At 66.3% G+C, this 22,568-nt stretch carries 15 protein-coding genes; 5 read left to right on the top strand and 10 right to left on the bottom strand.

From position 1 onward, the window contains the following. The first annotated feature begins 22 nt into the window (after nucleotides 1-22). Together J0O65_RS24705 and J0O65_RS24710 are read left to right on the top strand one after the other, a co-directional pair. Complete coding sequence (locus J0O65_RS24705; RefSeq protein ID WP_215409806.1) at nucleotides 23-526, top strand: MarR family winged helix-turn-helix transcriptional regulator; 504 nt, start codon at nucleotides 23-25, stop codon at nucleotides 524-526. Between the two features lie 85 nt (nucleotides 527-611). Continuing rightward, nucleotides 612-1,529 (top strand): pyridoxal-phosphate dependent enzyme, encoded by a 918-nt coding sequence (locus J0O65_RS24710; RefSeq protein ID WP_215409807.1) that lies wholly within the window; start codon nucleotides 612-614, stop codon nucleotides 1,527-1,529. Nucleotides 1,530-1,532: 3 nt separating this feature from the next. Here the strand turns inward: J0O65_RS24710 and J0O65_RS24715 are convergent, their stop codons facing one another. The 7 genes from J0O65_RS24715 to J0O65_RS24745 form a co-directional block, all read right to left on the bottom strand. Beyond that, nucleotides 1,533-3,548 carry a diguanylate cyclase domain-containing protein gene (locus J0O65_RS24715; RefSeq protein ID WP_215409808.1) on the bottom strand — a complete coding sequence of 672 codons (2,016 nt, stop codon included), beginning with the start codon at nucleotides 3,546-3,548 and terminating at the stop codon, nucleotides 1,533-1,535. A 4-nt stretch (nucleotides 3,549-3,552) separates the two neighbouring features. Next, nucleotides 3,553-4,083 carry an adenylyl-sulfate kinase gene (cysC, locus tag J0O65_RS24720; RefSeq protein WP_215409809.1) on the bottom strand — a complete coding sequence of 177 codons (531 nt, stop codon included), beginning with the start codon at nucleotides 4,081-4,083 and terminating at the stop codon, nucleotides 3,553-3,555. Between the two features lie 62 nt (nucleotides 4,084-4,145). Beyond that, nucleotides 4,146-6,815 carry a nitrate reductase gene (locus J0O65_RS24725; RefSeq protein ID WP_215409810.1) on the bottom strand — a complete coding sequence of 890 codons (2,670 nt, stop codon included), beginning with the start codon at nucleotides 6,813-6,815 and terminating at the stop codon, nucleotides 4,146-4,148. 11 nt (nucleotides 6,816-6,826) lie between these two features. Further along, entirely contained in the window at nucleotides 6,827-8,053 is a 1,227-nt protein-coding gene (locus J0O65_RS24730; protein WP_215409811.1) for an NAD(P)/FAD-dependent oxidoreductase, read from the bottom strand. Further along, nucleotides 8,050-8,403 (bottom strand): nitrite reductase small subunit NirD, encoded by a 354-nt coding sequence (gene nirD / locus J0O65_RS24735; protein ID WP_215409812.1) that lies wholly within the window; start codon nucleotides 8,401-8,403, stop codon nucleotides 8,050-8,052. Before nirD ends, J0O65_RS24730 begins: the two co-directional genes overlap by 4 nt. Nucleotides 8,404-8,415: 12 nt before the next feature. Then, nucleotides 8,416-10,980, bottom strand: a complete 2,565-nt coding sequence (nirB, locus tag J0O65_RS24740; protein WP_215409813.1) for a nitrite reductase large subunit NirB — start codon at nucleotides 10,978-10,980, stop codon at nucleotides 8,416-8,418. 10 nt (nucleotides 10,981-10,990) lie between these two features. Further along, nucleotides 10,991-12,286, bottom strand: coding sequence for an MFS transporter (locus tag J0O65_RS24745; protein WP_215409814.1), 1,296 nt, complete (start codon nucleotides 12,284-12,286; stop codon nucleotides 10,991-10,993). A gap of 324 nt (nucleotides 12,287-12,610) precedes the next feature. Between J0O65_RS24745 and J0O65_RS24750 the strand changes: the two genes are divergently transcribed. Next, nucleotides 12,611-14,320, top strand: coding sequence for a CehA/McbA family metallohydrolase domain-containing protein (locus J0O65_RS24750; RefSeq protein ID WP_215409815.1), 1,710 nt, complete (start codon nucleotides 12,611-12,613; stop codon nucleotides 14,318-14,320). Nucleotides 14,321-14,351: 31 nt separating this feature from the next. Here the strand turns inward: J0O65_RS24750 and J0O65_RS24755 are convergent, their stop codons facing one another. Beyond that, on the bottom strand, nucleotides 14,352-14,930 hold the full coding sequence (locus J0O65_RS24755) for an RDD family protein (protein WP_215409816.1): 579 nt from the start codon (nucleotides 14,928-14,930) through the stop codon (nucleotides 14,352-14,354). Between the two features lie 391 nt (nucleotides 14,931-15,321). Here J0O65_RS24755 and J0O65_RS24760 point away from each other — a divergent pair, with 391 nt between their 5' ends. Next, entirely contained in the window at nucleotides 15,322-17,424 is a 2,103-nt protein-coding gene (locus J0O65_RS24760; RefSeq protein ID WP_251373972.1) for a prolyl oligopeptidase family serine peptidase, read from the top strand. A gap of 14 nt (nucleotides 17,425-17,438) precedes the next feature. On the opposite strand, the gene J0O65_RS24765 is transcribed toward J0O65_RS24760, so the two are convergent. After that, nucleotides 17,439-18,062 carry a glutathione S-transferase family protein gene (locus J0O65_RS24765; protein WP_215409818.1) on the bottom strand — a complete coding sequence of 208 codons (624 nt, stop codon included), beginning with the start codon at nucleotides 18,060-18,062 and terminating at the stop codon, nucleotides 17,439-17,441. A gap of 264 nt (nucleotides 18,063-18,326) precedes the next feature. Between J0O65_RS24765 and J0O65_RS24770 the strand changes: the two genes are divergently transcribed. After that, nucleotides 18,327-21,026 (top strand): M1 family metallopeptidase, encoded by a 2,700-nt coding sequence (locus tag J0O65_RS24770; RefSeq protein ID WP_215409819.1) that lies wholly within the window; start codon nucleotides 18,327-18,329, stop codon nucleotides 21,024-21,026. A 459-nt stretch (nucleotides 21,027-21,485) separates the two neighbouring features. Here the strand turns inward: J0O65_RS24770 and J0O65_RS24775 are convergent, their stop codons facing one another. Beyond that, on the bottom strand, nucleotides 21,486-22,559 hold the full coding sequence (locus J0O65_RS24775; protein WP_215409820.1) for an OmpA family protein: 1,074 nt from the start codon (nucleotides 22,557-22,559) through the stop codon (nucleotides 21,486-21,488). Nucleotides 22,560-22,568 lie beyond the last annotated feature (9 nt).

Raw genomic sequence — 22,568 nt, forward strand, 5'->3', positions numbered from 1 at the left:
GCCGCCTTGTGAAGGAAAAGAAATGAGCCATAATTTTGAAACGGCCGCCATGCCGCAAGCCGCCCCTCCGAACAGCGACACCGTCAGCGAGCTGGAAGCCCATCTCGGTTACTGGCTGCGTTTCGTGTCCAACCACGTTTCCCACGGTTTCCAGAAAAAGGCCGAAGCCAATGGCGTGACGGTCTCCGAATGGGTGGTGCTGCGCGAAATGTTCCGCCTGGGCTGCACCTCGCCCACGGTGCTGGCGCAAGTGTCGGGCATGAGCAAGGGCGCCGTATCGAAACTGATCGACCGCCTGGAAAGCAAGGGCATGGTCAGCAAGTCCATCCTGCTGGCCGACCGCCGCCAGCATTCGATCGAACTGACCACGGAAGGCGAGGCGCTGGTGCCCGTGCTGGCCGAGATGGCCGACCAGAACGACGAGGAATTCTTCGGCCAGCTGCCGCGCCAGCTGCGCGACGACCTGCTCGAGGCGATGAAGGAAGTGGCGCGCACGCACCAGCTCAAGAGCGCCCCGCTGAACTAGCCGTAGTAACACATACGGCAAGGGTAACATGGTGGCGTGGGCGCTTCGGCTATGATGCTGGCCTGACTGTTTTCCAGGAACACGCATGGCCCTGCACATCGAAACTCCCTTGCTCAACTCGCGCGCCCTGAGCCTGCATAGCGAACGCGCCATCTGGCTCAAGCTCGAAGCCTTGCAGCCGCCCGGCTCCTTCAAGATCCGCGGCATCGGCCTGGCCTGCGAAGAATACGCACGGCGCGGCGCCAGCCGTTTCATCTCCTCTTCCGGCGGCAACGCCGGCATTGCCGTCGCCTATGCGGGCCGCCAGCTGGGCATCCCCGTCATCGTCGTCGTGCCGGAAACAACGAGCGCGCGGGCCAAGGCCCTGATCGCGCAGGAAGGCGCCGAAGTCATCGTGCATGGCGCCGCCTGGCAGGAAGCGAACGCGCTGGCGCAGTCGATGCTCACGCCGCAAGACGCCTTTTTGCATCCGTTCGACGACCCGCTGCTGTGGCAAGGCCACGCCGGCATGATCGATGAAGTGGCCCGCGCGGGCCTGAAACCGGACGCCGTCGTGCTGTCGGTGGGCGGCGGCGGGCTGCTGGCCGGCGTGGCCGAAGGCTTGCGGCGCAATGGCTGGGATGACGTGGCCCTGGTGGCCGTGGAAACGCAAGGCGCCGCCTCGCTGGCGGCCGCCGTGGCCGCGCGCGAACACGTGGCCCTGCCGGCCGTGAGCAGCATCGCCACCTCGCTGGCCGCGCGCCAGGTGTGCGCGCAGGCATACGCCATCAGCCAGACGCGTTTGCTGCACAGCGTGGTGGTCTCGGACCGGGACGCCGTCGACGCCTGCCAGCGTTTCATCGCCGACCAGCGCCTGGTGGTGGAGCCGGCCTGCGGCGCGGCGCTGGCGGCCGTCTACGGCAAGGCGCCGGCACTGGCGCCCTACCGCAAGGTGCTCGTCATCGTCTGCGGCGGCGTGACGGCCACCACGCAGCAGCTCGACCACTGGAGCGCCACCCTGTAGCACCTAAGGCGCCGCCTCGAGCAGCGCCACGCCGTCGCGGCCCTGCCCCTTGGCGGCATACAGGGCCTGGTCGGCCAGGTCCAGCAGCTGCGCCGGCGTCAGCGCGCCTTCGCGGAAGATGGCGATGCCGATGCTGGTCGTCACCGGCAGCGGGCCGCCGGCCAGCTCGAAGGGCTGGCGGATGGCGTCGATGATCTTGGCGCCGACGTGGCGCACCTCGGCGGCGCCGTTCACGCCGTCGAGAATGATCACGAATTCATCGCCGGCCAGGCGCGCCACCAGGTCGCTGGCGCGCACGCTGCGCACCAGGCGCGCGGCGAATTCCTGCAGCACCTCGTCGCCCGCCTTGTGTCCCAGGCTGTCGTTGATGGCCTTGAACCGGTCGATGTCGAGATAGGCCAGCGCCATCGGCGCGCGCGCGGCCCGCGTGCGCTGCATGCTTTGCGCCAGCTGTTCGTCGAAGCGGCGGCGGTTGGCGATGCCCGTCAGGGTGTCGGTGGCGGCGGCAAACTGCAGCGCCGTGTGCACGGCCTTGGTCTTGGTGATTTCGTGAATCAGGCCATACACGCCGTCCACCGCGCCGCTCTCGCCCACGTCGGGCACGTAGCTGGTCTGGAAGGCGCGCCGGCCGGCGTCCCCCTCCCCGTCGATGGTAAATTCATATTCGACCTCCTCGCCCGCGAAGGCGCGCCGCAGATACTGCTCGCGCAGCTGATAGGCTTCCTCGCCCAGCACCTCGCGCATCGACTGCATCAGGCTTTCCTGCTGCGACCTGCCGAACCATTTTTCAAACGTCGCGTTGATGAACTGGTAGCGGTGCTCGCGGTCGATGTAGACGATCACCACCGGCACGTGATCCGTCAGCAGCTTCAGGCGCCGCTCGCTGTCGCGCGTCTGCGCCTCGGCGATTTCGCGCTCGGCCACCAGGGAATAGAAATCGCGGCTCAAATCGCCGATCTCGTCGCGCCGCTCGATTTGCAGCGCCTCTATGCCCAGGCGCTGGCGGCGGATCTGGTGCACCTGGCGGCGCAAGCGCTCCAAAGGCTGCAACAGGCGCAGCACCACGCGCCAGCCGGCCAGGCCCGCCAGCGCCGCCAGCAGCACGGCGGCCAGCAGTATCTTGCTGCGGATGGCGTGCAGCGGCGCGAACGCGTCGCTCATCGGATACACGGACGCCAGTATCCAGCCCGTCGAGGCGATGCGGTGGTAGGCGAACAAGGCATCGACGCCTTGCGTGGTGGTGCCCGTCAGCCAGCCCTCGAAACCCTGCATGGCGCGCCGCGTGGGCACGCTGACGGGGCCATGGGCTTCGATATGCTGCATGATGCGCGACTTGTCGGGATGCTCGACGATCACGCCTTCGCTGGTCATGATGTACAGGTAGCCGCCCGCTCCGGGCTTGAGGGCGCCGAGACGGCCCAGGAAATCGGGCTGGCGCAGGTTCACGCTGGCCGCCAGCACATAGCGCACGCCACCCTGCGCATCGAACACGGGCTGCGTCACCACGACGATGGGCATGCCGGAAATGCTGCCGTTGAGCGGCGCCGAGATCGCCGAACGCCGGGTCGCCAGCGTCTGTTCGAAGTAGGGACGATCCTTCACGTTCAGCCCCGCCTGCGGCTTGAAGGGGCTCACGCTGGCCAGGACATGGCCGTCGGCGCCCACCACGCCGGCCGAATAGAATTCCTTGCCCAGCACCGTTTGCGCGGCCAGGAAACGCTGCAGGCTGGCGCCGTCATGCGCGCCGCTTGCCGCCAGGCTGTCCGCCATCGCGCGCAGCACATTGCGCTTGGCGTCGAGTTCCTCGTCGATGAAGACGGCGGCGCTGGCCAGCGATACGTACTGCTGGCGCCCCATCACGTCGCGCATGCCCCGTTCAGCCACGGCCAGGGTGGCCAGCGCCAGCGAAGCCACCGCGCCCAGCACGAGCAGGAAGACGACCACGCTCATGCGCGCCTTCAGGCTGGCGGGCAGACGCCGGCGCAGCCACTGACGCAATCTCCCCCTTGTCGCCGTCATGCCGTCACGCCCGCCGCTGCAGACACCGGCACAGGCGCTCGACCGACTCGTCCAGCGCCAGCGCGCCCGTATCCAGGGTCAGCGCGGGCGCCAGCGGTGCTTCATAGGGCGCGGAAATGCCCGTAAATTGGGCGATCTGCCCCGCGCGCGCCTTCGCATACAGGCCCTTGACGTCGCGCGCCTCGCACACCTCCAGCGGGGTGCTGACGTACACCTCGACGAACTGCGGCGCGCCGATGATCTGCGCCGCCATGGCCCGGTCGCTGCGGTATGGGGAAATCAGGGCGGCGATGACGATCAGGCCCGCCTCGTTCATCAGGCGCGCCACTTCGGCCGCGCGGCGGATGTTTTCATGCCGGTCTTCCGGCGTAAAGCCCAGGTCGCGGTTCAGGCCATGGCGCAGCTGGTCGCCATCGAGCACCGTCGCGGCGCGGCCTTGCGCCTTGAGCGCTTGCGCCAGCGCCAGGGCAATACTGGTCTTGCCTGCGCCGCTCAAGCCCGTCAGCCAGAGCGTCGGGTGTTGTGCTGCTGTCATCACACTGCCTCTCTCTTGTAGAGCTGGCAATATAACAAAGCCGCGCGGGAAAGGACAGATTATCAGGCCGCGCTGCGCGCCTCAAGCAGCAACTGTCGTATCTCCGGCACGCAGGAGCCGCAATTGCCGCCCGCCTTGACGCAGGCCGTCACCTGCGCCGTGGTGCTCAAGCCCTGCTCGCGGATGGCCGCGCAAATGGTGTTGCGCCCCACGCCAAAGCACGAACACACGGTGGGACCGGCGTCCATGCCCTTGCCGATGGGCTGGCCCAGCAGCACGCCGGCGCGGTCGGCCGCATCGAGCTGCGCGTGCGCGAACAGGCCCGCCAGCCAGCTGCGCGACGGCAGGTCGGGACGGGGCGAGACATACACGCATTGCGCGATGCGCCCCTCGTCCAGGTGCACGGCGCGGTACACGCCGGCGCTGGCGTCCGCGTAATCGAGCCAGTCGGCGTCGTCATCCGTCACGCCGAGCAGCGCGCGCGCCCAGGCGCCGAGATCCTCGATGCGCTGGCGGCCGGCCAGTTCATAGCGCAGGAACTGCTCGCCCTGGATGCGCGTCCAATGCGCCACGCCGTCCAGCAGCAAGGGCGTGCGGCTCAGGACAAACGCATGCCAGTGCACGCGGAACTGCTCGATGCGCACGGGCGTGTGCTTGAATTCGGGCTCGCCCGAGACGGGGTCGACGACCGGGTTGACGACGGCGCCCACGCGCGCGTCGGAGGCGTTCGCGTCGCTCCAGTGGATCGGCACGAAGACCTGGCCGCGCGCGATGCCGCCGCCATGCACGACGCGCGCCACCATCGCGCCCCAGGCGCTGGAGACGCGCGCCAGCTCGCCCTCGCGCACGCTGTACAGCAGCGCATCCTGCGGGTGGATGTCGATGAACGCTTCGGCGACGTGGCCCGACAGCTTCGCCGCCTTGCCCGTGCGCGTCATCGTGTGCCACTGGTCGCGCACCCGGCCCGTGTTCAGGATCAGCGGATAGTCTTCGTCGGGCCGGTTGCGCGGCGCGCGCGGCGCCGTCGGAATGAAACGCGCGCGCCCGTCCGCATGCGCGAAGCGGCCGTCGCCGAACAGCCTCGCCTGGCCCTGCGGCCACTGCTGCGGCGCCAGCGCGTCGTACCGTGCCGCATCCATGCCCGCCAGGTGGCCCAGCTTGAACAGGCGCCGTGTGGCCCCTTCGTTACGGAAGGCGGACAGGCGCGCGTGCTCGTCGAAGATCGCCTGCGGCGAGGTAAAATCGAAGCCGGCATAACCCATGCGCCGCGCCACGTCGCACAGCACGTCCCAGTCGGCGCGCGCTTCGCCGGGCGCCGGCAAGAACGCGCGCTGGCGCGAGATGCGCCGCTCCGAGTTCGTCACAGTGCCATCTTTTTCGCCCCAGCCCAGGGCCGGCAGCAGCACGTCGGCATGGGCGTTCGTGTCCGACCGCGTACTGATGTCCGACACCACCACCAGCTCGCATTTTTCGAGCGCGCGGCGCACCTGGTCGGCGTCCGGCATGCTCACCAGCGGATTGGTGGCGATGATCCACACGGCCTTCACCTTGCCCGCCTCGATGGCGTGAAACAGCTCCACCGCCTTCAGGCCAGGTTTACTGGCCATGTGGGGAGAGTCCCAGAAGGTTTGCACGGCCTCGCGGTGCAACGGATTGTCCAGCTCCAGGTGCGCCGCCAGCATGTTGGCCAGGCCGCCCACTTCGCGCCCGCCCATGGCGTTCGGCTGGCCCGTGAGGGAAAACGGCCCCATGCCGGGCTGGCCGATGCGCCCCGTCGCCAGATGGCAGTTGATGATGCTGTTGACCTTGTCCGTGCCGCAGGATGACTGGTTCACGCCCTGCGAAAAGGCGGTGACGACCTTGCGCGTGGCGGCAAAGGCCTGGTAGAACGCCAGCAGGGCTTGCGGGTCGACCTTGCAGATGGCCGCCACCTGCAAGGGGTCGCCGCAATCGATGTGCGCCGCCGCCAGCGCTTCATCGAGTCCCGCACTGTGCTGCGTGACGAACGCGTCATTGACCACGCCTTCGCGTGCCAGATGGCACAGCAAGCCGTTGAACAGCCACACGTCGGTCCCCGGTTTCACGGGCAGGTGCAGGTCGGCCAGCTCGCAGGTGGCCGTGCGGCGCGGGTCGATCACCACCAGCTTCACGTGCGGCCGGCTTTCCTTGATACGCGTGATGCTCTGGAACAGGATCGGGTGGCACCAGGCCGTGTTCGAACCCACCAGCACCACCATGTCGGCCAGTTCCAGGTCTTCATAGCAGCCAGGCACGATGTCCTCGCCGAACGCGCGCTTGTGGCCCGCCACGGCCGACGACATGCACAGGCGCGAATTGGTGTCGATATTCGCGCTGCCCACGTAGCCCTTCATGAATTTGTTGGCCACGTAATAGTCTTCCGTCAGCAGCTGGCCCGAGACATACAGGGCCACGGCGTCGGGGCCGTGCTCGTCGATGATGGCGCGCAAGCCGCCGGCCACCCGCTCCAGCGCTACATCCCAGGACGCGCGCCGCAGGACGCCGTCGACGCGCACCTGCGGCTGCAGCAAACGGTTCTCCAGGTCCACGGTGTCGCCCAGGGCCGAGCCTTTCACGCACAGGCGGCCCTGGTTGGCCGGGTGGCTGGCATCGCCGGCGATGCGGATGGCGCCGTCGGGCAGGCGTGTCGCTTCCACGCCGCAGCCGACGCCGCAGTACGGGCAAGTGGTTTTCACGGGCGTGCAGCTCGTCATGGAATGTCCTGTCAGGCGGCCTGGGCGCACAGCGCCTGGCCAAACAATAAATGGGCGCGCAACTTGCTGATGTCGCGGCGCTGCTGGATCAGGTCGAAGTACCAGGGACCGTCCTGCACGTCGCCGTACAGCACGGCGCCGGCCAGGCGGCTGCCCTGCACCACCAGGCGCTTGTAGACCCCGCGGCGCGGGTCGCGCAGCACCAGGTCTTCGCTGCCCTCGCCACCGATAATGTCGCCGGCCGAATACAGGTCGATGCCCGTCACCTTCAATTTGGTGGCGCTGGCCTGCTGCACGTAGCGGCGGTGTCCCGCGCCGGCCAGGTGCGCGCCGCACACGCGCGCCTGCTCCCAGATGGGCGCGACCAGGCCGAAGGTGGCGCGGCGGTGCTGCACGCATTCGCCCACCGCGTACACGCGCGGGTCATAGCTTTGCAGGCAGTCGTCGACGACGATGGCCCGTTCGCAGTGCAGGCCGGCCGCCTGCGCCAGGGCGATGTTCGGGCGCACGCCGGCCGTCATCACCACCAGGTCGGCGCGGATGCTGCCGCCGTCCGCGAACCGCACGCCTTCCACGCGCGAGGCGCCCGTGATTTCGGCGGTCTGCGCGTGCATCAGGAAACGCAGGCCGCGCGCTTCCAGCGCCGTTTTCAGCAGCATCGATGCGGGTGCGTCCAGCTGCTGGTTCATCAGGGCGCCGCTCATGTGCACGACGGTGACGTCCATGCCCTGGCGCAGCAAGCCGTTGGCCGCTTCCAGTCCCAGCAAGCCGCCGCCGATGACCACCGCGTGGCGGTGCGTGCGCGCCGCCTGCAGCATGGTGTCGACGTCGGCGATATCGCGAAAACCGATCACGCCGGGCAGCGCGTGGCCCGGCACGGGCACGATGAAGGGCGTGGAACCGGTGGCCAGCAGCAGGCGGTCGTAGCGCACCGCGATGCCCGACAGCGCCTCTACCTTGCGCGCCTGGCGGTCGATGCGCACCACGGGGTCGCCCGCGTGCAGGGTGATGCCGTGCTGCGCATACCAGTCGCGCGTGTGCAGCATGATGTCGTCCACCGACTTTTCGCCGGCCAGCACGGGCGACAGCAGGATACGGTTGTAATTGCCGTGCGGCTCGGCGCCGAAGACGGTGATGTCGTACAGGTCCGGCGCGAGTTTCAACAGTTCCTCGACCGTGCGCATGCCGGCCATGCCGTTGCCGACCACGACCAAAGAGGGACGCCGGGGCGGATTCACAGGGCCACCCACACCATGTCGGCGAACACGCGCGCCGGCCAGGCGGCCACCGAATGTTCTGGCGCTTCGATGCACTCGCCGCTGGCCAAATCGAAGTGCTGCTTGTAGATGGGCGACGCCACCACGACGCGCTCGCCGATGCTGCCGACCAGACCGCGCGACAGCACGGAAGCGCCCGCGTTCGGGTCGACATTGTCGATGGCGTACACGCGCGGCGCGGCGTCGCCGACGCGGAACACGGCCACGTGGCGCCCACCGAGCAGCGCGCACACGCCCGTGTCGGGCACGATGTCGGTCAAGGGGCAGATGGCCACCCAGTTGTCGGCGCTGGCGCCGGAAAGTTCATTCATCGCATTCATGGCTCAAGCCTCCACGGCAAGGATGGGGATCACGGTGCCGCGGCGTTCATCTGGCGTGGCGGGCCGGATCTGGCCCCGCTCTTCGACGAACACCACGTTTTCATCGTTCTTCCCGCTGTTGACGAAATGGCGGAAGCGCTGGCGCACGGCGGGGTTGGACACGGCTTCCCGCCACTCGCAGGCATAGGTGTCGACCACGTGCTGCATGTCCGCTTCCAGCTCGTGGGCGATGCCCAGGCTGTCGTCGATGATGACGCGCCTGAGGTAATCGAGGCCCCCTTCCAGGTTGTCGCGCCACACGCTGGTGCGCTGCAGGCGGTCCGCCGTGCGCACGTAAAACATCAGGAAGCGGTCGACATAGCGCACCAGGGTCGCTTCGTCGAGATCGGAGGCGATCAGTTCCGCGTGGCGCGGCTTCATGCCGCCATTGCCGCACACGTACAGGTTCCAGCCCTTTTCCGTGGCGATCAGGCCGATGTCCTTGCCCTGCGCCTCGGCGCATTCGCGCGTACAGCCGGAGACGCCGAACTTGATCTTGTGCGGCGTGCGCAAGCCCTTGTAGCGGTTTTCCAGCTGGATCGCAAAACCCACGCTGTCGGCCACGCCATAGCGGCACCAGGTGGAGCCGACGCACGATTTCACCGTGCGCAGCGACTTGCCATAGGCGTGCCCCGATTCGAAGCCGGCCGCGATCAGCTCTTCCCAGATGGCCGGCAACTGGTCGACGCGCGCGCCGAACAGGTCGACCCGCTGGCCGCCCGTGATCTTCGTGTAGAGACCGTATTTTTTCGCCACCATGCCCACGGCGATCAAGCCGTCGGCCGTCACTTCGCCGCCCGGCATGCGCGGCACGACGGAGTAGGTGCCATCCTTCTGGATATTGCCGAGGAAGTAGTCGTTACTGTCCTGCAGGCTGGCGTGCACGGGCGAGAGCACGAAATCGTTCCAGCAAGACGCGAGGATATTCGCCGCCACGGGCTTGCACACGTCGCAACCGAGGCCCTGGCCATGCGCGGACAGGAGCGCGCCGAAGCTGCGGATCTTGCCGACACGGACCAGGTGGTGCAATTCCTGGCGCGAGTACGCAAAGTGCTCGCACACGTGGTTGTTCACGGCCAGGCCCTGCTTCTGCATTTCCGCCTTCATGATCTGCGTCACCAGCGGCACGCAGCCGCCGCACGCCGTCCCCGCGCACGTAGCACTCTTCAGGGCGCCTATGCTGGTGGCGCCAGCGGCGACGGCCGCGCACAGCGCACCCTTCGACACGTCGTTGCACGAGCAGATTTGCGCCGAGTCGGGCAAGGCGTCCACGCCCAGGCCCACCTTTTGCTGGCCGTCCGCCTGCGGCAGGATCAGGAATTCGGGCGATGCCGGCAGCTCGATTTTATTGAGCATCATCTGCAGCAAGGTGCCGTATTCGCTGGCGTCGCCCACCATCACGCCGCCCAGCAGGTATTTGCCGCAATCGGAGACGACGATCTTCTTGTAGATCTGCTTGCGCTCGTCCATGAACTGGTAGGAGCGGCTGCCCGGCGCATTGCCGTGCGGGTCGCCCAGGCTGGCCACGTCCACGCCCATCAGTTTGAGCTTGGTGCTCATGTCGGCGCCCTTGAAGCCGGCCTCGCCCGCTGCTCCTTCCTCCTCGTGCAGCAGGTGGCGCGCCGCGATGCGCGCCATTTCATAGCCGGGCGCCACCAGGCCGAAGACCAGGCCGCCCCACAGCGCGCATTCGCCGATGGCGTAGATGTCCGGGTCGGAGGTGACGCAGCTGTCGTCGATGGCGATGCCGCCCCGTGGCCCCACCTCCAGGCCGCAGGCGCGCGCCAGCTCGTCGCGCGGGCGGATGCCGGCCGAGAAGACGATCATGTCCGCTTCCAGGTGGCTGCCGTCGGCGAACTGCATGCGGTGCGTGGCCGCCTCGCCGTCGACGATGGCCACGGTGTTCTTTTGCGTGTGCACGGTCACGCCCAGTTCCTCGATCTTGCGGCGCAGGACGCGCGCGCCGCCCTCGTCGACCTGCACGGCCATCAGGCGCGGCGCGAATTCCACCACGTGGGTGTCGAGCTTCAAGTCGCGCAAGGCTTTCGCGCATTCGAGGCCCAGCAGCCCGCCGCCGATCACCACGCCCGTGGTGGACTTGGCGCCCCAGGCCAGCATGGCTTCCAGGTCTTCGATGGTGCGGTAGACGAAGCAGCCGTCGCGCTCCTTGCCCGGCAGCGGCGGCACGAACGGTGTCGAGCCGGTGGCGAACACCAGCTTGTCGTAGGCCAGCACTTCGCCCGTGCTGGCCGTGACGGTCTTCGCCGCGCGGTCGATCGACACGGCGCGCGCATTGAGCTTCAGCACGACGTTGCCCTTGTCGAAGAAACCGGGCGCCACCAGCGACAGGTCCTCGGCCGATTTGCCGCTGAAAAATTCGGACAGGTGTACCCTGTCGTAAGCAGGGCGCGGCTCCTCGCACAACACGGTGACGTGCAGGTGCGGCGCGTTGTCCAATGCCAGGCGTTCGAGGAATTTGTGCCCGACCATGCCATGGCCAAGGACGACGATGTTCAGGGGGTGGTTCATTGCTCTCTCCTCAGGCCGCGGCCATGTTCGGTTCGGCCGCTACACGGGTAAAGCGCACGGCGATGGCGCACAGGGCCGAGATCACCACCAGCGCGCTCAAGATGATCAGGGTCTGGCGAATGTCGCCCGTGCCCTTCATCAGGAAGCCGGCCGCCACGGCGCCCACGTTGCCGCCCGCGCCGATGATGCCGGCCACGCCGCCCAGCGCGCGGCTGTCGATGAAGGGCACCAGCGCGTAGGTGGCGCCGCACGCCATGTGGGTGAACAGGCCGAACACCAGCATGGCGATGACGGCGTACGTGACGCTGTCGACCTTGGCAAACCACAGCAGGCCCACGCCTTCGCCGATCATCAGCATGAACAGCAGGGTCACGCGGCTGTTCAGGTTGCCGCGCAGGGCCAATTTATCCGACAGCCAGCCGCCGAGGGCGCGGGCAAACAGGGCCAGCAAGCCGAAGCTGCCGGCGGCCAGGCCGGCCGATTTCAGGGACAGGCCGAAATGGTCGACGTAGTACACGGCGGCGATGTTGTGGATGAAAATTTCGATGCCGAAGCAGGCGCCGTAGGTGACGAACAGCAGCCACACGCGATAGTTGGCGCTGGCGGCCTTGAAGCTGTCCCAGCCCCCCTTCTTGCCACCCTCGATAGGCACGCCGGCGGCGCGCAAGTCCGCGTAATTACCTTCCGGGCAATCCTGCGTATAGCGCCAGTAGAGGGCGGCCATCACCAGCATCAGCACGCCCGGCACCAGCAGCGCGATGCGCCAGCCCAGCGATTCGGACACGCCCAGCATCAGCACGGCGCCCAGCAGCAAGGGCATCAGCGCCTGCGCCGCGCCGCCGCCCGCATTGCCCCAGCCGGCGGCAGCCGCATTCGCCGTGCCGACGACACGCGGGGCGAACATCACGGAGGTGTGATATTGCGTGATGACAAAACTGGCGCCCACGGCGCCGATACCCAGGCGGAAGAACAGAAAGCTTTCATAGCTTTGCGACGCGGCCACGCCCAGCACGGGAATGGCGCCCAGCAGCAGCAAGCCCGTGTAGGTCTTGCGCGGGCCGTAGCGGTCGCACAAGGGGCCCACGATCAGGCGCACGAGGATGGTGATGGCGACGGCCGCGATATTGATGTTGGCCACTTGCGCCAGGGACAGGCCGAACTCGCCCTTGATGACGGGCATCAGCGGCGCGCAGGCGAACCAGGCGAAGAAACACACGAAAAATGCCATCCACGTCAGGTGGAATGCGCGCATGGGCGGCGTGGCGAGGGAGAAGAGCGCGATGCGCGTTGCTTTTTGGCTGGCCATGATAGGTTCCCGAAATATCCCGTTGATCAAACAAAACGGCGCCCGCCCCCGCCGATGAAAAAATCAGCCTGGGCGGACGCCGTTGTCCATGTGGTCCGTCGTTGGACCGTTGTGCGTTTATTCAGGGGATCGCCGTTGATCCGTATCTCTTGTGTAGCAAGCGCCGTGCCAGCTTTCCCAGGGGCGCGCGGCGTCATGCGCACTGGCTTTGCGCCAGATCATGGCCAATCACGGTGCAAGCACGCCACTTGCTGGTGCATGCGGGAACCATCACGTGGCAACTCTTGTCTAAACCACCATCTGCAGCAGTCGCGGGAGGCCACGATGGTCAAGACACTGCGCCGCCGATTGCGGCCACTGCGGCGACCATGGCTCGCTTGCGTGTGCGCGGGTGTGTTGCTCATTACGTGGAGCAACACTGCCGCCGCGCAAGAGCCGAAGGAGCCGAAGGAGCATAGCGAGCTCGACGCCACCGTCGTCGCGCCCTTTCACGCCGCGCTTGGTGCACGGACAACGCAGGCGCGTACCTTTCTGGTCCGCCTCGCCTATCCCGACGAGGGCCGTGCGCATGCCGTGCACTGGACCTTGACACTGTCCGGCCCCGGCCCGCAAGGGGCCGTGCTGCGGCGCTGGTCGGGCACGCAACAGGTGGGCCCCGGTGGCCAGAGCGTGACTTTGCCTTGGGATGGCCGCGCCGACGCCGATGCGCGCGAACGGCGCGTGCTGGCGCCGGACGGCTTGTATCAGTTGCGCCTGCTGGCCGTGGCCGATGCCGGCACGCCACAGGAAGCGCAGGTGGAACAGCAATGGCACATCCAGGTGCAGCGGGGCGCCAGCACGGCGCCCAGGGTGCCCGCCTTCCAGACCGGCCTGCAACAACTGCCCAGCCTCGATGGCCAGCCCGATTACCGCATCGTCTACGCCAACCTGCACAGCCAGACGCGCCACAGCGACGGCGGCGCGCCGCTCGATGCCTGCCATGGCGCGCAAGACCCGCAAACGGCGCCCTACGGCCCCATCGACGCCTATCTATACGCGCAGCAACATGGGCTCGACGCCCTGCTGACGTCCGAGCACAACCATATGTATGACGGTTCCGACGGCACGAATGGCGCGGCCATCCCTGCCGAAGCGATCGCCCTGTACCAGACGGGCCTGGCTGAAGCGGCCGCGTACACGGCCGCCCATCCGGGCTTTTTGGCCCTGTACGGCATGGAATGGGGCGTCATCAACAAGGGCGGCCATTTGAATATCTTCAATAGCGAGCAGTTGCTGGGCTGGGAAAGAAATGCCCGGGGCGAGTTGCTGGCCGAGGTCGATACGCCGAAGGGCGACTATGCGGGCTTGTACACGCTGATGCGCGAACGGGGCTGGCTTGGCCAGTTCAACCACCCGGCCTATGCGGGCCAGTTTCTCGTCAACGGCCAGCCGCTCGGCTACACGCCGGACGGCGACGCGGCCATGGTGCTGTGCGAAGTCATGAACACGTCCGCCTTTTCCACGAACGACCAGGAGACGGAGACGCGGCGCAGCAATTACGAGGCGGCTTGCAACCGGGCGCTGGCGGCCGGCTACCACGTGGCCTTCAGCAGCAACCAGGACAACCATTGCGCCAACTGGGGCGCGGCCTATGGCAACCGCACGGCCGTGCTGGTGGCCAGCCCGGCCGCCGGCATGCCCGTTTCCCGCGACAGCTTCCTCGAAGCGCTGCGCGCGCGCCGCGTGTTTGCCACCATGGACAAGCATGCGCAGCTGCTGTTTACCGCCAACGGCAAGTTGATGGGCGAGCGTTTCGATAACCACGGCCCCTTGCAGCTGGCCACCCATTTCAGCAACAGCGACGGGCGGCAAGCGGCGGACGTCGCCATTTTCCACGGCGTGCCGGGCGCCAATGGCTCCGTCACGCAGGTATCGGATCAGGCCGGGCTCACTCTCACGCCCGCGCCCGGCCCCCATTTCTACTATGTGCGCCTGACGCAGGACGATGGCAATATCGTCTGGTCGGCGCCCGTGTGGGTCAATCAGCTGCAATGAATTTGTCTGCAGCGACGCCTGTGAGGGCGTGTCACCGCCGATGCTCTGGCTCTGCCTTGATCACAGTCGTGCCAGCAAGCATGTCGCCGAGACGCATTTTATTGGAAGACAAGATAAACAAGGCATCCACCCAAAAAAACAGATGCATGACGTTGCGCCATATTGAGCGCAGCCAGGTACAGGAACGCGATGAGCGCGCGTGCACCGTACGAATCGAAAACAAGCGCTTCCCCAGGTGCAATTCCGGTATGCCATCCCTCAATAAAAAGTAGACCAACCATACGGCGAGCACAACATTGACATGTATTTCCTCAGATATCCACCGCAGTGGAGACAACAAGATGGTGAGCATGATTATCGCCCCCCATACATCCACGAAAAATGCCAGGAAGCGGGTCCAGCGTGTTGCCAGCCGGCCGGCATCCTTTGCGTGCCGTGCTTGCGGATACAGTACATCCGCGCGAACCGCGGTCGTCGCCTCGGGCGCCACGTTGCGCCCAGTGAGCACCTCCTGCAGAACGAGGCGCGCCTCCTCGGTCAGATCTTTGCGCGCAATAGCGAGCAGTTCTTCGGTATCTTGTCGTTCATAATATTCTTTAAGTTGCTCCATGTTCTATGTTCTTTCCAGACCATTATGCGTAGCGAGTACGCGAAAAAAATCAAGACCAAGGCGCCCGCAGCGGCACAGTGCGAGTAGTCCTAACAGCAGGCAACACCACTTGGCACAGCTTAGTCACATCAAAAATGTGTCCGGGAGTCGAACAGGTTCTTCAACGCTGCCCTGCCATACACGCGGAGAGCCCATGCCGGCGCCAGAGGCCAGCCCGTTACCGGACCGCAGAAAATACGGCCTGGTGATCCAGCGGCGAATATTATAGGAAATACATGCCAAAGCCATACTAATATCGACTCCGCACTGGTTCCCCAAAGCAATCCATGGCACCATGACTGCGCCGTTTTGCCTGCAACGCGGCCTCCATCGGACCAACCAGGAACCCTATATGTCGTCATATCGCATTCTCGCCGGCAGCATGCTGCTCGGCCTGGCCGCAGCGGGCATCGCCCATGCACAAGCACCGGCGCCCGCCGCCCCTACCGATCCCCACCTGTGGCTGGAAGAAGTCCTCGGCGACAAGCCGCTGGCCTGGGTCAAGCAGCACAATGCCGTCACCACCAGGGAACTGGAAGCCCAGCCCGGCTTCTCCGCGCTGCAGGCGCGCCTGAAAACCATCCTCAATTCGAAGGAGCGCATCCCCTACGTCAGCAAGGAAGGCGAGTATTACTACAACTTCTGGCGCGACGCCCAGCACGTGCGCGGCATCTGGCGCCGCACCACCCTGGCGCAGTACCAGCTGGCGGAACCCGCCTGGGAAACCGTGATCGACCTCGACCAGCTGGCCGCCGGCGAACATGAAAACTGGGTCTGGGGCGGCGCCTCCTGCCTGTATCCGAAGGGCGAACGCTGTCTCATTTCCCTGTCCCGCGGCGGCGGCGACGCCAAGGTGGTGCGCGAATACGACGTGGCCAAGCGCGCCTTCGTCGACGGCGGCTTTACCCTGCCCGAAGCGAAGGGCAGCGCCAGCTGGATCGACCAGGACACCCTGTTCGTTTCCACCGATTTCGGCCCCGGCTCGATGACCAGTTCCGGCTACCCGCGCATCATCAAAGAGTGGCGGCGCGGCACGCCGCTGGCGCAGGCGCAAACGCTGTATGAGGCCAAGCCCGACGACCTGAGCGCCGGCGCCTACAAGGATTTCACGCCCGGCCACGAGCATCAGTTTGTCGAGCGGCAGATCGATTTCTACAGCGGCGAAACCTTCCTGCGCGACGGCGCCGAGTTGAAGAAGGTGCCGAAACCGGACGACGCCACCGTGTTTACCGTGCGCGACCAGCTGATCATCACCCTGCGCTCGGACTGGAAAGTGAACGGCAAGACCTACCTGCAAGGCTCATTGCTGGCCACGGATTTCAAGGCCTTCATGCAGGGCAAGCAGGAGCTGGAAGTGCTGTACGCGCCCACGGCCACGTCGTCGCTGGACAACGTCACGGCGACGAAATCGGCCATCCTCGTGACGACCCTGGACAAGGTCAAGAACCGCCTGACGGAACTGCGCCACGTGAACGGCAAGTGGCAGCGCCGCGCCGTCGATGCGCCCAAACTGGGCACCCTGGCCGTCAGCGCGCTCGATCCCGTCGACTCGGACCAGTACTTCCTGACCGTGACCGACTTCCTCAACCCCACCACCCTGTACCTGGCCACGGCGCAAAGCGACAAGCGGACAAAAATCAAGTCGCTGCCCGCCTACTACGACGCGACGCCGTACAAGGTGGAGCAGTTCGAAGCGACGTCGAAGGATGGCACCAGGGTGCCGTATTTCGCCATCATGGGCAAGAAGACGAAGTTCGACGGCAGCAACCCCACCGTGCTGTATGGCTACGGCGGCTTTGAAGTGTCGCTGAAACCTAGCTACAACGGCACCACGGGCGTGGCGTGGCTGGAAAAGGGCGGCGTGTACGTGCTGGCGAATATCCGCGGCGGCGGCGAATTCGGCCCCCGCTGGCACCAGGCGGCATTGAAGGAAAACCGCCAGCGCGCGTATGACGATTTCATCTCCGTGGCGCAGGACCTGATCCAGCGCAAGGTCACCAGTCCGCGCCACCTGGGCATCATGGGCGGCAGCAATGGCGGCCTGCTGACGGGCGCCGTGCTGGTGCAGCGCCCCGACCTGTTCAACGCCGTCGTCAGCCAGGTGCCGCTGCTCGACATGCGCCGCTATAACAAGATGCTGGCGGGCGCCTCGTGGATGGGAGAATACGGCGACCCGGACGTGCCGGAACAATGGGCTTACATCAGCAAATACTCGCCGTACCAGAACGTCTTCAAGGACAAGAAATATCCGCGCGTGCTGTTTACCACCTCGACGCGCGACGACCGGGTCCACCCCGGCCATGCGCGCAAGATGGTGGCGAAGATGGAAGAGCAAGGCCACGACGTGCTGTACTGGGAAAATACGGAAGGCGGCCACGCGGGCGCCGCCAACAACGACCAGCAGGCGCTGATGTGGGCGCTGACCTACACCTTCCTGCTGGAGCAGCTGAAGTAAGGTGGCGGCAGTCCCTACTTCGCCTGTGCGCTGGGGCGTTCGGCGATGCGGTCGCGGTAGGCCTGCAGGTGCTGCAAACCTTCCGCGCCGGGGCGGTACTTCATCAGGCCGCGCGCGAATTCCAGCGCGCAGAAGGCCGTGATGTCGGCGATCGTAAACCGTTCGCCGGCGATGTAGGGCTGGCTGGCCAGCACCTGGTCCAGCCACTGCGCCGTCTCGCGCAGCTTGCCCGCCTGCGCCGTGGCGAAGTCGGGAAACTGCGGGTTTTCCAGCGCCACCAGGGCCGGATGGCCGTGGCGCACCCAGTTGGCGGCGGCGCTGAACAGATGCAGTTCCACGCGGCGGTCGGCCATTTCGATGAAGGCGCGCTCCTCGAAACCGTCGCCCATCAGGTTAGGCTGCGGCTGCAAGCCTTCCAGGTAAGTGCAGATGGCGCGCGTCTCGGTCAGCACGCGCCCGTCGTCCAATTCCAGCACGGGCACGCGGCCCAGCGGATTCTTGGCCAGGAAGGCGGGATCGCGGTGCTGGCCCGCCATCAGGTCGAGCGCCACTTCCTCGATGCCGGTGATGCCCTTCTCGGCGATGAACATGGTGACGCGGCGCGGATTGGGCGTGCGGGGGCTGATAGTCAGTTTCATGTGCGTAGGTCTCGTCTCGGTCTCGTCTCGTTTATAGGGTGGCCAATCGGCCGCGGGACCGGCCTGTGGCAGGACAGTCAGGTCCTCATCATACCAGCGCGCCGTCGTGGTGCGGCGCCCCTGGCGCGTTGACTTTGCCCCCGTTTCGCCTTAGATTGCTGTACGGGAACGCTGGCCGCCAGCTCCAGCGATGTCCCCAACCGCCATCAACGCCCGCAGCCTACCCGGCTGGCGGGCGTTTTATCCATGAACCAAGGGCATACCATGCATCGCATACCGACTCCGCGCTTCCGGCGCAGCCAACTGGCCGCCGCCGTCCTGGCACTGGCTTCCATCACCGCAGCCCATGCGGGCAACGCCGCTCCCGCCGCCAGGTACGTCTCGGCCAGCCATGCACCCAGCACCACCACGCAGCTGCCGCGCGGCGTCACGCCTCTGCACTATATTGTGTCGATCAAGCCGGACGCCACCGCATCGACCTTCAAGGGCGAAGCCGCCATCAAGGTGGCCGTCGACACGCCGACGGCCAGCATCACCTTCAATGCCCTGAACCTGGCGTTTGCCGCCGCCGCCATCGAAGGCGCGGGCGGCAGCAAGCAGGTGACGCGCAAGATCGACTTCGATGCGGACAAGCAGACGGCCACCGTGCACTTTGCCGAGCCACTGGCCAAGGGCGAGTACCTGCTGCGCATCGATTACAGCGGCAAGATCGGCACACAGGCCACGGGCCTGTTCTCGCTCGACTACGACACGCCGCAAGGGCGCCAGCGCGCGCTGTACACGCAGTTCGAAAATTCCGATGCGCGCAGCATGCTGCCATCGTGGGATGAACCGGACTACAAGGCCACCTTTGCGCTGGACGTGGTCGTGCCGAGCAAGCAGATGGCCGTCGGCAACATGCCGATCGCCCGCAGCGAGGAGATGGGCTATGGCATGAAGCACGTGTACTTCGCCACCACGCCGCGCATGTCGACGTATCTGCTGTTCTTCGGCCTGGGCGACTTCGAGCGGGCGACAAAGATGGCCGATGGCACGGAGATCGGCGTCATCACCAAGCGCGGCGCGCTGGCGCAAAGCCGCTTCGCGCTCGACGAGTCAGCCGCCCTGCTGCGCGAATACAACGATTATTTCGGCGTGCGCTACCCGCTGCCCAAGCTCGACAACATCGCCGCGCCGGGCCGCAGCCAGTTCTTCGGCGCCATGGAAAACTGGGGCGCCGTCTTCACCTTCGAATACGGCCTGCTGCTCGACCCGACCATCTCGACGCAGACCGACAAGGAAAACATCTACACCACCCTGTCGCATGAAATGGCGCACCAGTGGTTCGGCGACCTGGTCACCATGCGCTGGTGGGACGACCTGTGGCTCAACGAGGGCTTTGCGTCATGGATGGAAAGCCGCACCACGGAGCGTTTGCACCCGGAATGGAACACGGCCCTGTCCAACGTCGGCGGGCGCGAATCGGCGATGAGCCAGGACGCGCTGCGCACCACGCATCCGGTGGTGCAGCGCATCGCCACCGTGGAACAGGCCAGCCAGGCCTTCGACGGCATCACCTATCAAAAAGGCGAAGCGGTGATCCGCATGCTCGAAGCGTACGTGGGCGCCGACACGTGGCGCACGGCCGTGCGCAGCTACATGCGCAAGCACGCCTACGGCAATACGGTATCGGACGACCTGTGGCGCGAAGTCGACGCGGCCGCCGGCAAGCCTGTCAGCGCCATCGCCCATGATTTCACCTTGCAGCCGGGCGTGCCGATGATCACCGTGGGTGACGCCGTGTGCAGGAAGGGCCATACGCGCGTGACCCTGACGCAGACGGAATTTTCCAAGGACCAGCCGAATAAAAAACCGCTGTCGTGGAAAGTGCCGGTGATCGCTTCGACGGTCGGCAACGGCAAGCTGGCCAAGGTGGTGCTCAAGAATGGCAAGGCCACCCTGAACGTGCCCGGCTGCGGCGCCCTGCTGGTCAACGCGGGCCAGAGCGGCTACTACCGCACCCTGTACGCGCCCGCCAACACGCGCGCGCTGGCGGGCAGCTTCGCGCGCCTGGCGCCGATCGACCAGCTGGGCTTGCTGGCGGACAGCCAGTCGCTGGGCATGGCGGGCTTGCAAGACCCGGCCGCCTTCCTGGAACTGGTGAAAGCGACGCCGCTGTCGGCCGACCCGCAAGTGCTGGGCCGGGTGGCCGGCGCGCTGGGCGGCCTGTACGAACAGTATGCCGGCGATGCCGAGCGCCAGCAGGCGTTCGGCCGCTTCGCCATGGCGCGCCTGGCGCCCATGATGGCGCAGACGGGCTGGGAAGCGCGCGCGGGAGAAGCATCCAGCGTGGCGACCCTGCGCGGCCAGCTGATCGCCATCCTCGGCGACATGGGCGAGCCCGGCGTGCTGCTGGAGGCGCGCCGCCGCTACGCGGCCAGCGAGCAGGCCGGTGAGCAGGCCGCCATGCCCGCGCCGCTGCGCCGCACCATCCTGGGCGTCGTGGCGCAGCATGCGGATGCCGCCACCTGGGAACAATTGCACGCCAAGGCGCGGCAGGAAAAAACGCCGCTGGTCAAGAACCAGCTGTACGACTTGCTGGCCTCGACCGACGATGCGGCCCTGGCGCAGCGGGCGCTGGCGCTGGCGCTGACGGATGAACCGGGCGTAACCAACAGCCCGGCGATGATCTCGCGCGTGTCGCGCACGCATCCGGAACTGGCCTTCGACTTCGCGCTGGCGCACCTGGAGCAAGTCAATGCGCGCATCGACGCCAGTTCGCGCAGCCGCTACTTCCCGCGCCTGGCGGCAGGCTCGGCGCAGCCGGAGATGATCGCCAAGCTGGAAGCGTATGCGCAAGCGAACCTGCCGGCCAGCGCGCGCGGCGACGCCGACAGTTCCGTGGCGGGCATCAAGTACCGCATCAAGGTGCGTAGCGAGCGCCTGCCGGCCGTCGATGCGTGGCTGGCGAAACAGGCGGGTTAATTCGGTTTCCCGGCGCCGCGGCGCCGGGAGCGGAGGAAAACGCGGGCAAAAAAAACCGGCTTCGCAAAGTGCGGTAGCCGGTTGAAACGCTGTTTCAGAGCGCAGGGATAAAGCGGAAAACACATGAAAAAGTGGAAATCGTGCCGGTCATTGAGGTGTCCGGCAACCTTGCGCCCGGGGTTTCCGTGCGCCATGTACCCACTATGCCAGTGCTTCCCTGAGACAGGCTTAGGACTTCATTAAATCCCCGACAGATCCCTGCATTTCCCCTGCCCCACCCTGCAATCATTGCAATAAAACAAGTTTCACGTGTCTGGTGCCGATGGTTGAGCTCACCGGCTAAGCTGTTGAGTCATGCCTGCATCCTATCGCTCCCGGAACGTAGTGATTTGCGCACCGCATGCTGTGTGCCAACAAAAGCATCTTAACAGCGCCATATGACCGCCTTATGACGTAGCGCTAAGGTGCGCCCCCCTCCCGCACTGAACGCTTGACACCCGTCAATTCAATCTCCACGCGGCGGTTCGGCTGCAAGCAGGCGATCAGGGCCGCGCGCGGCGCCACCTTGTCGCAGGCCGCGACGGGTTCGGCCTTGCCCTTGCCATACGCGCTGATGACATTGGCGATGCCTTGCTCGCGCAGCAACTGTTTCACCGTCAGCGCGCGCCGCTCGGACAGGGCCTGGTTATAGCTATCCGTACCCAGGCGGTCCGTGTGGCCCGTCACGGACAGCGACTCGATCTGCACATAGCCCTGCTTCAGGCGTGCCGCCAGTGCGCGGATTTTCTCGACGCCCTGCGGCAGCACGTCGGCCGCGCCCGCCTTGTCGAAGCGGAACAGGGCATCCATGTCCAGCGTGATGCGTTCATGCTCGATGCGCGGCGGCGGCATTTCCGGTTGCGGTTCCCGCTTCGGCTGGTCGGCCGGGCAAGTTGCCGCGGCGGACTGGGCGGCTGCCTGCGCATCCTCGGCCAGCTGCACGTACGGGTTCGCGTGGCGCCAGCCCTGCTGCTTGTATTCATTGCCCGCATGCACCAGTTCCACTTCGCCGCACGCCACCTTGTGCGCCGCGCAGGCGAAGCCCGGCGCGTCGCGCAACTTGCCGAAGCTGGCCCACAGGTCGTCGCGCAGGCGCGTGGCGTCGTTCACCAGCGGCGTCGCGTCGCCAGGATTGGGCATGCTGCCGTCTTCCAGCGCGGCGACGATCTTGGCCGATTCCTGCAGTGCCTGCAGGGGAAAGGCCGAGCGGTCGTTGCGCGTGTATTCATGGAAAGACACGTCGAGCCAGCACTGCGCCTTGGACAGGTAATAGTCGCCCACGCGCACGCCGCCGTCGTTGAGCTTCTTGATGCGCTCCTGCAGCAGGCGGTAGGCCTGCTGGTCGGCAGAGACGGCCTGGTCGCTGATGCGCAGCTGGGGCATGGCCAGCGGCGCCGTTGGCAGGGTCGGCGCGGCCCCTTGGGCCAGGCCCATGGCCAGCAGGCTGGCGAGCGGCAGCAGTTTCATCATCGGGGTCAGGGTGGGTGTCGACATTGGAGTCAT

Origin of the sequence: Janthinobacterium sp. JC611 (assembly GCF_018682595.1) — a bacterium.
GTDB lineage: Bacteria > Pseudomonadota > Gammaproteobacteria > Burkholderiales > Burkholderiaceae_D > Janthinobacterium.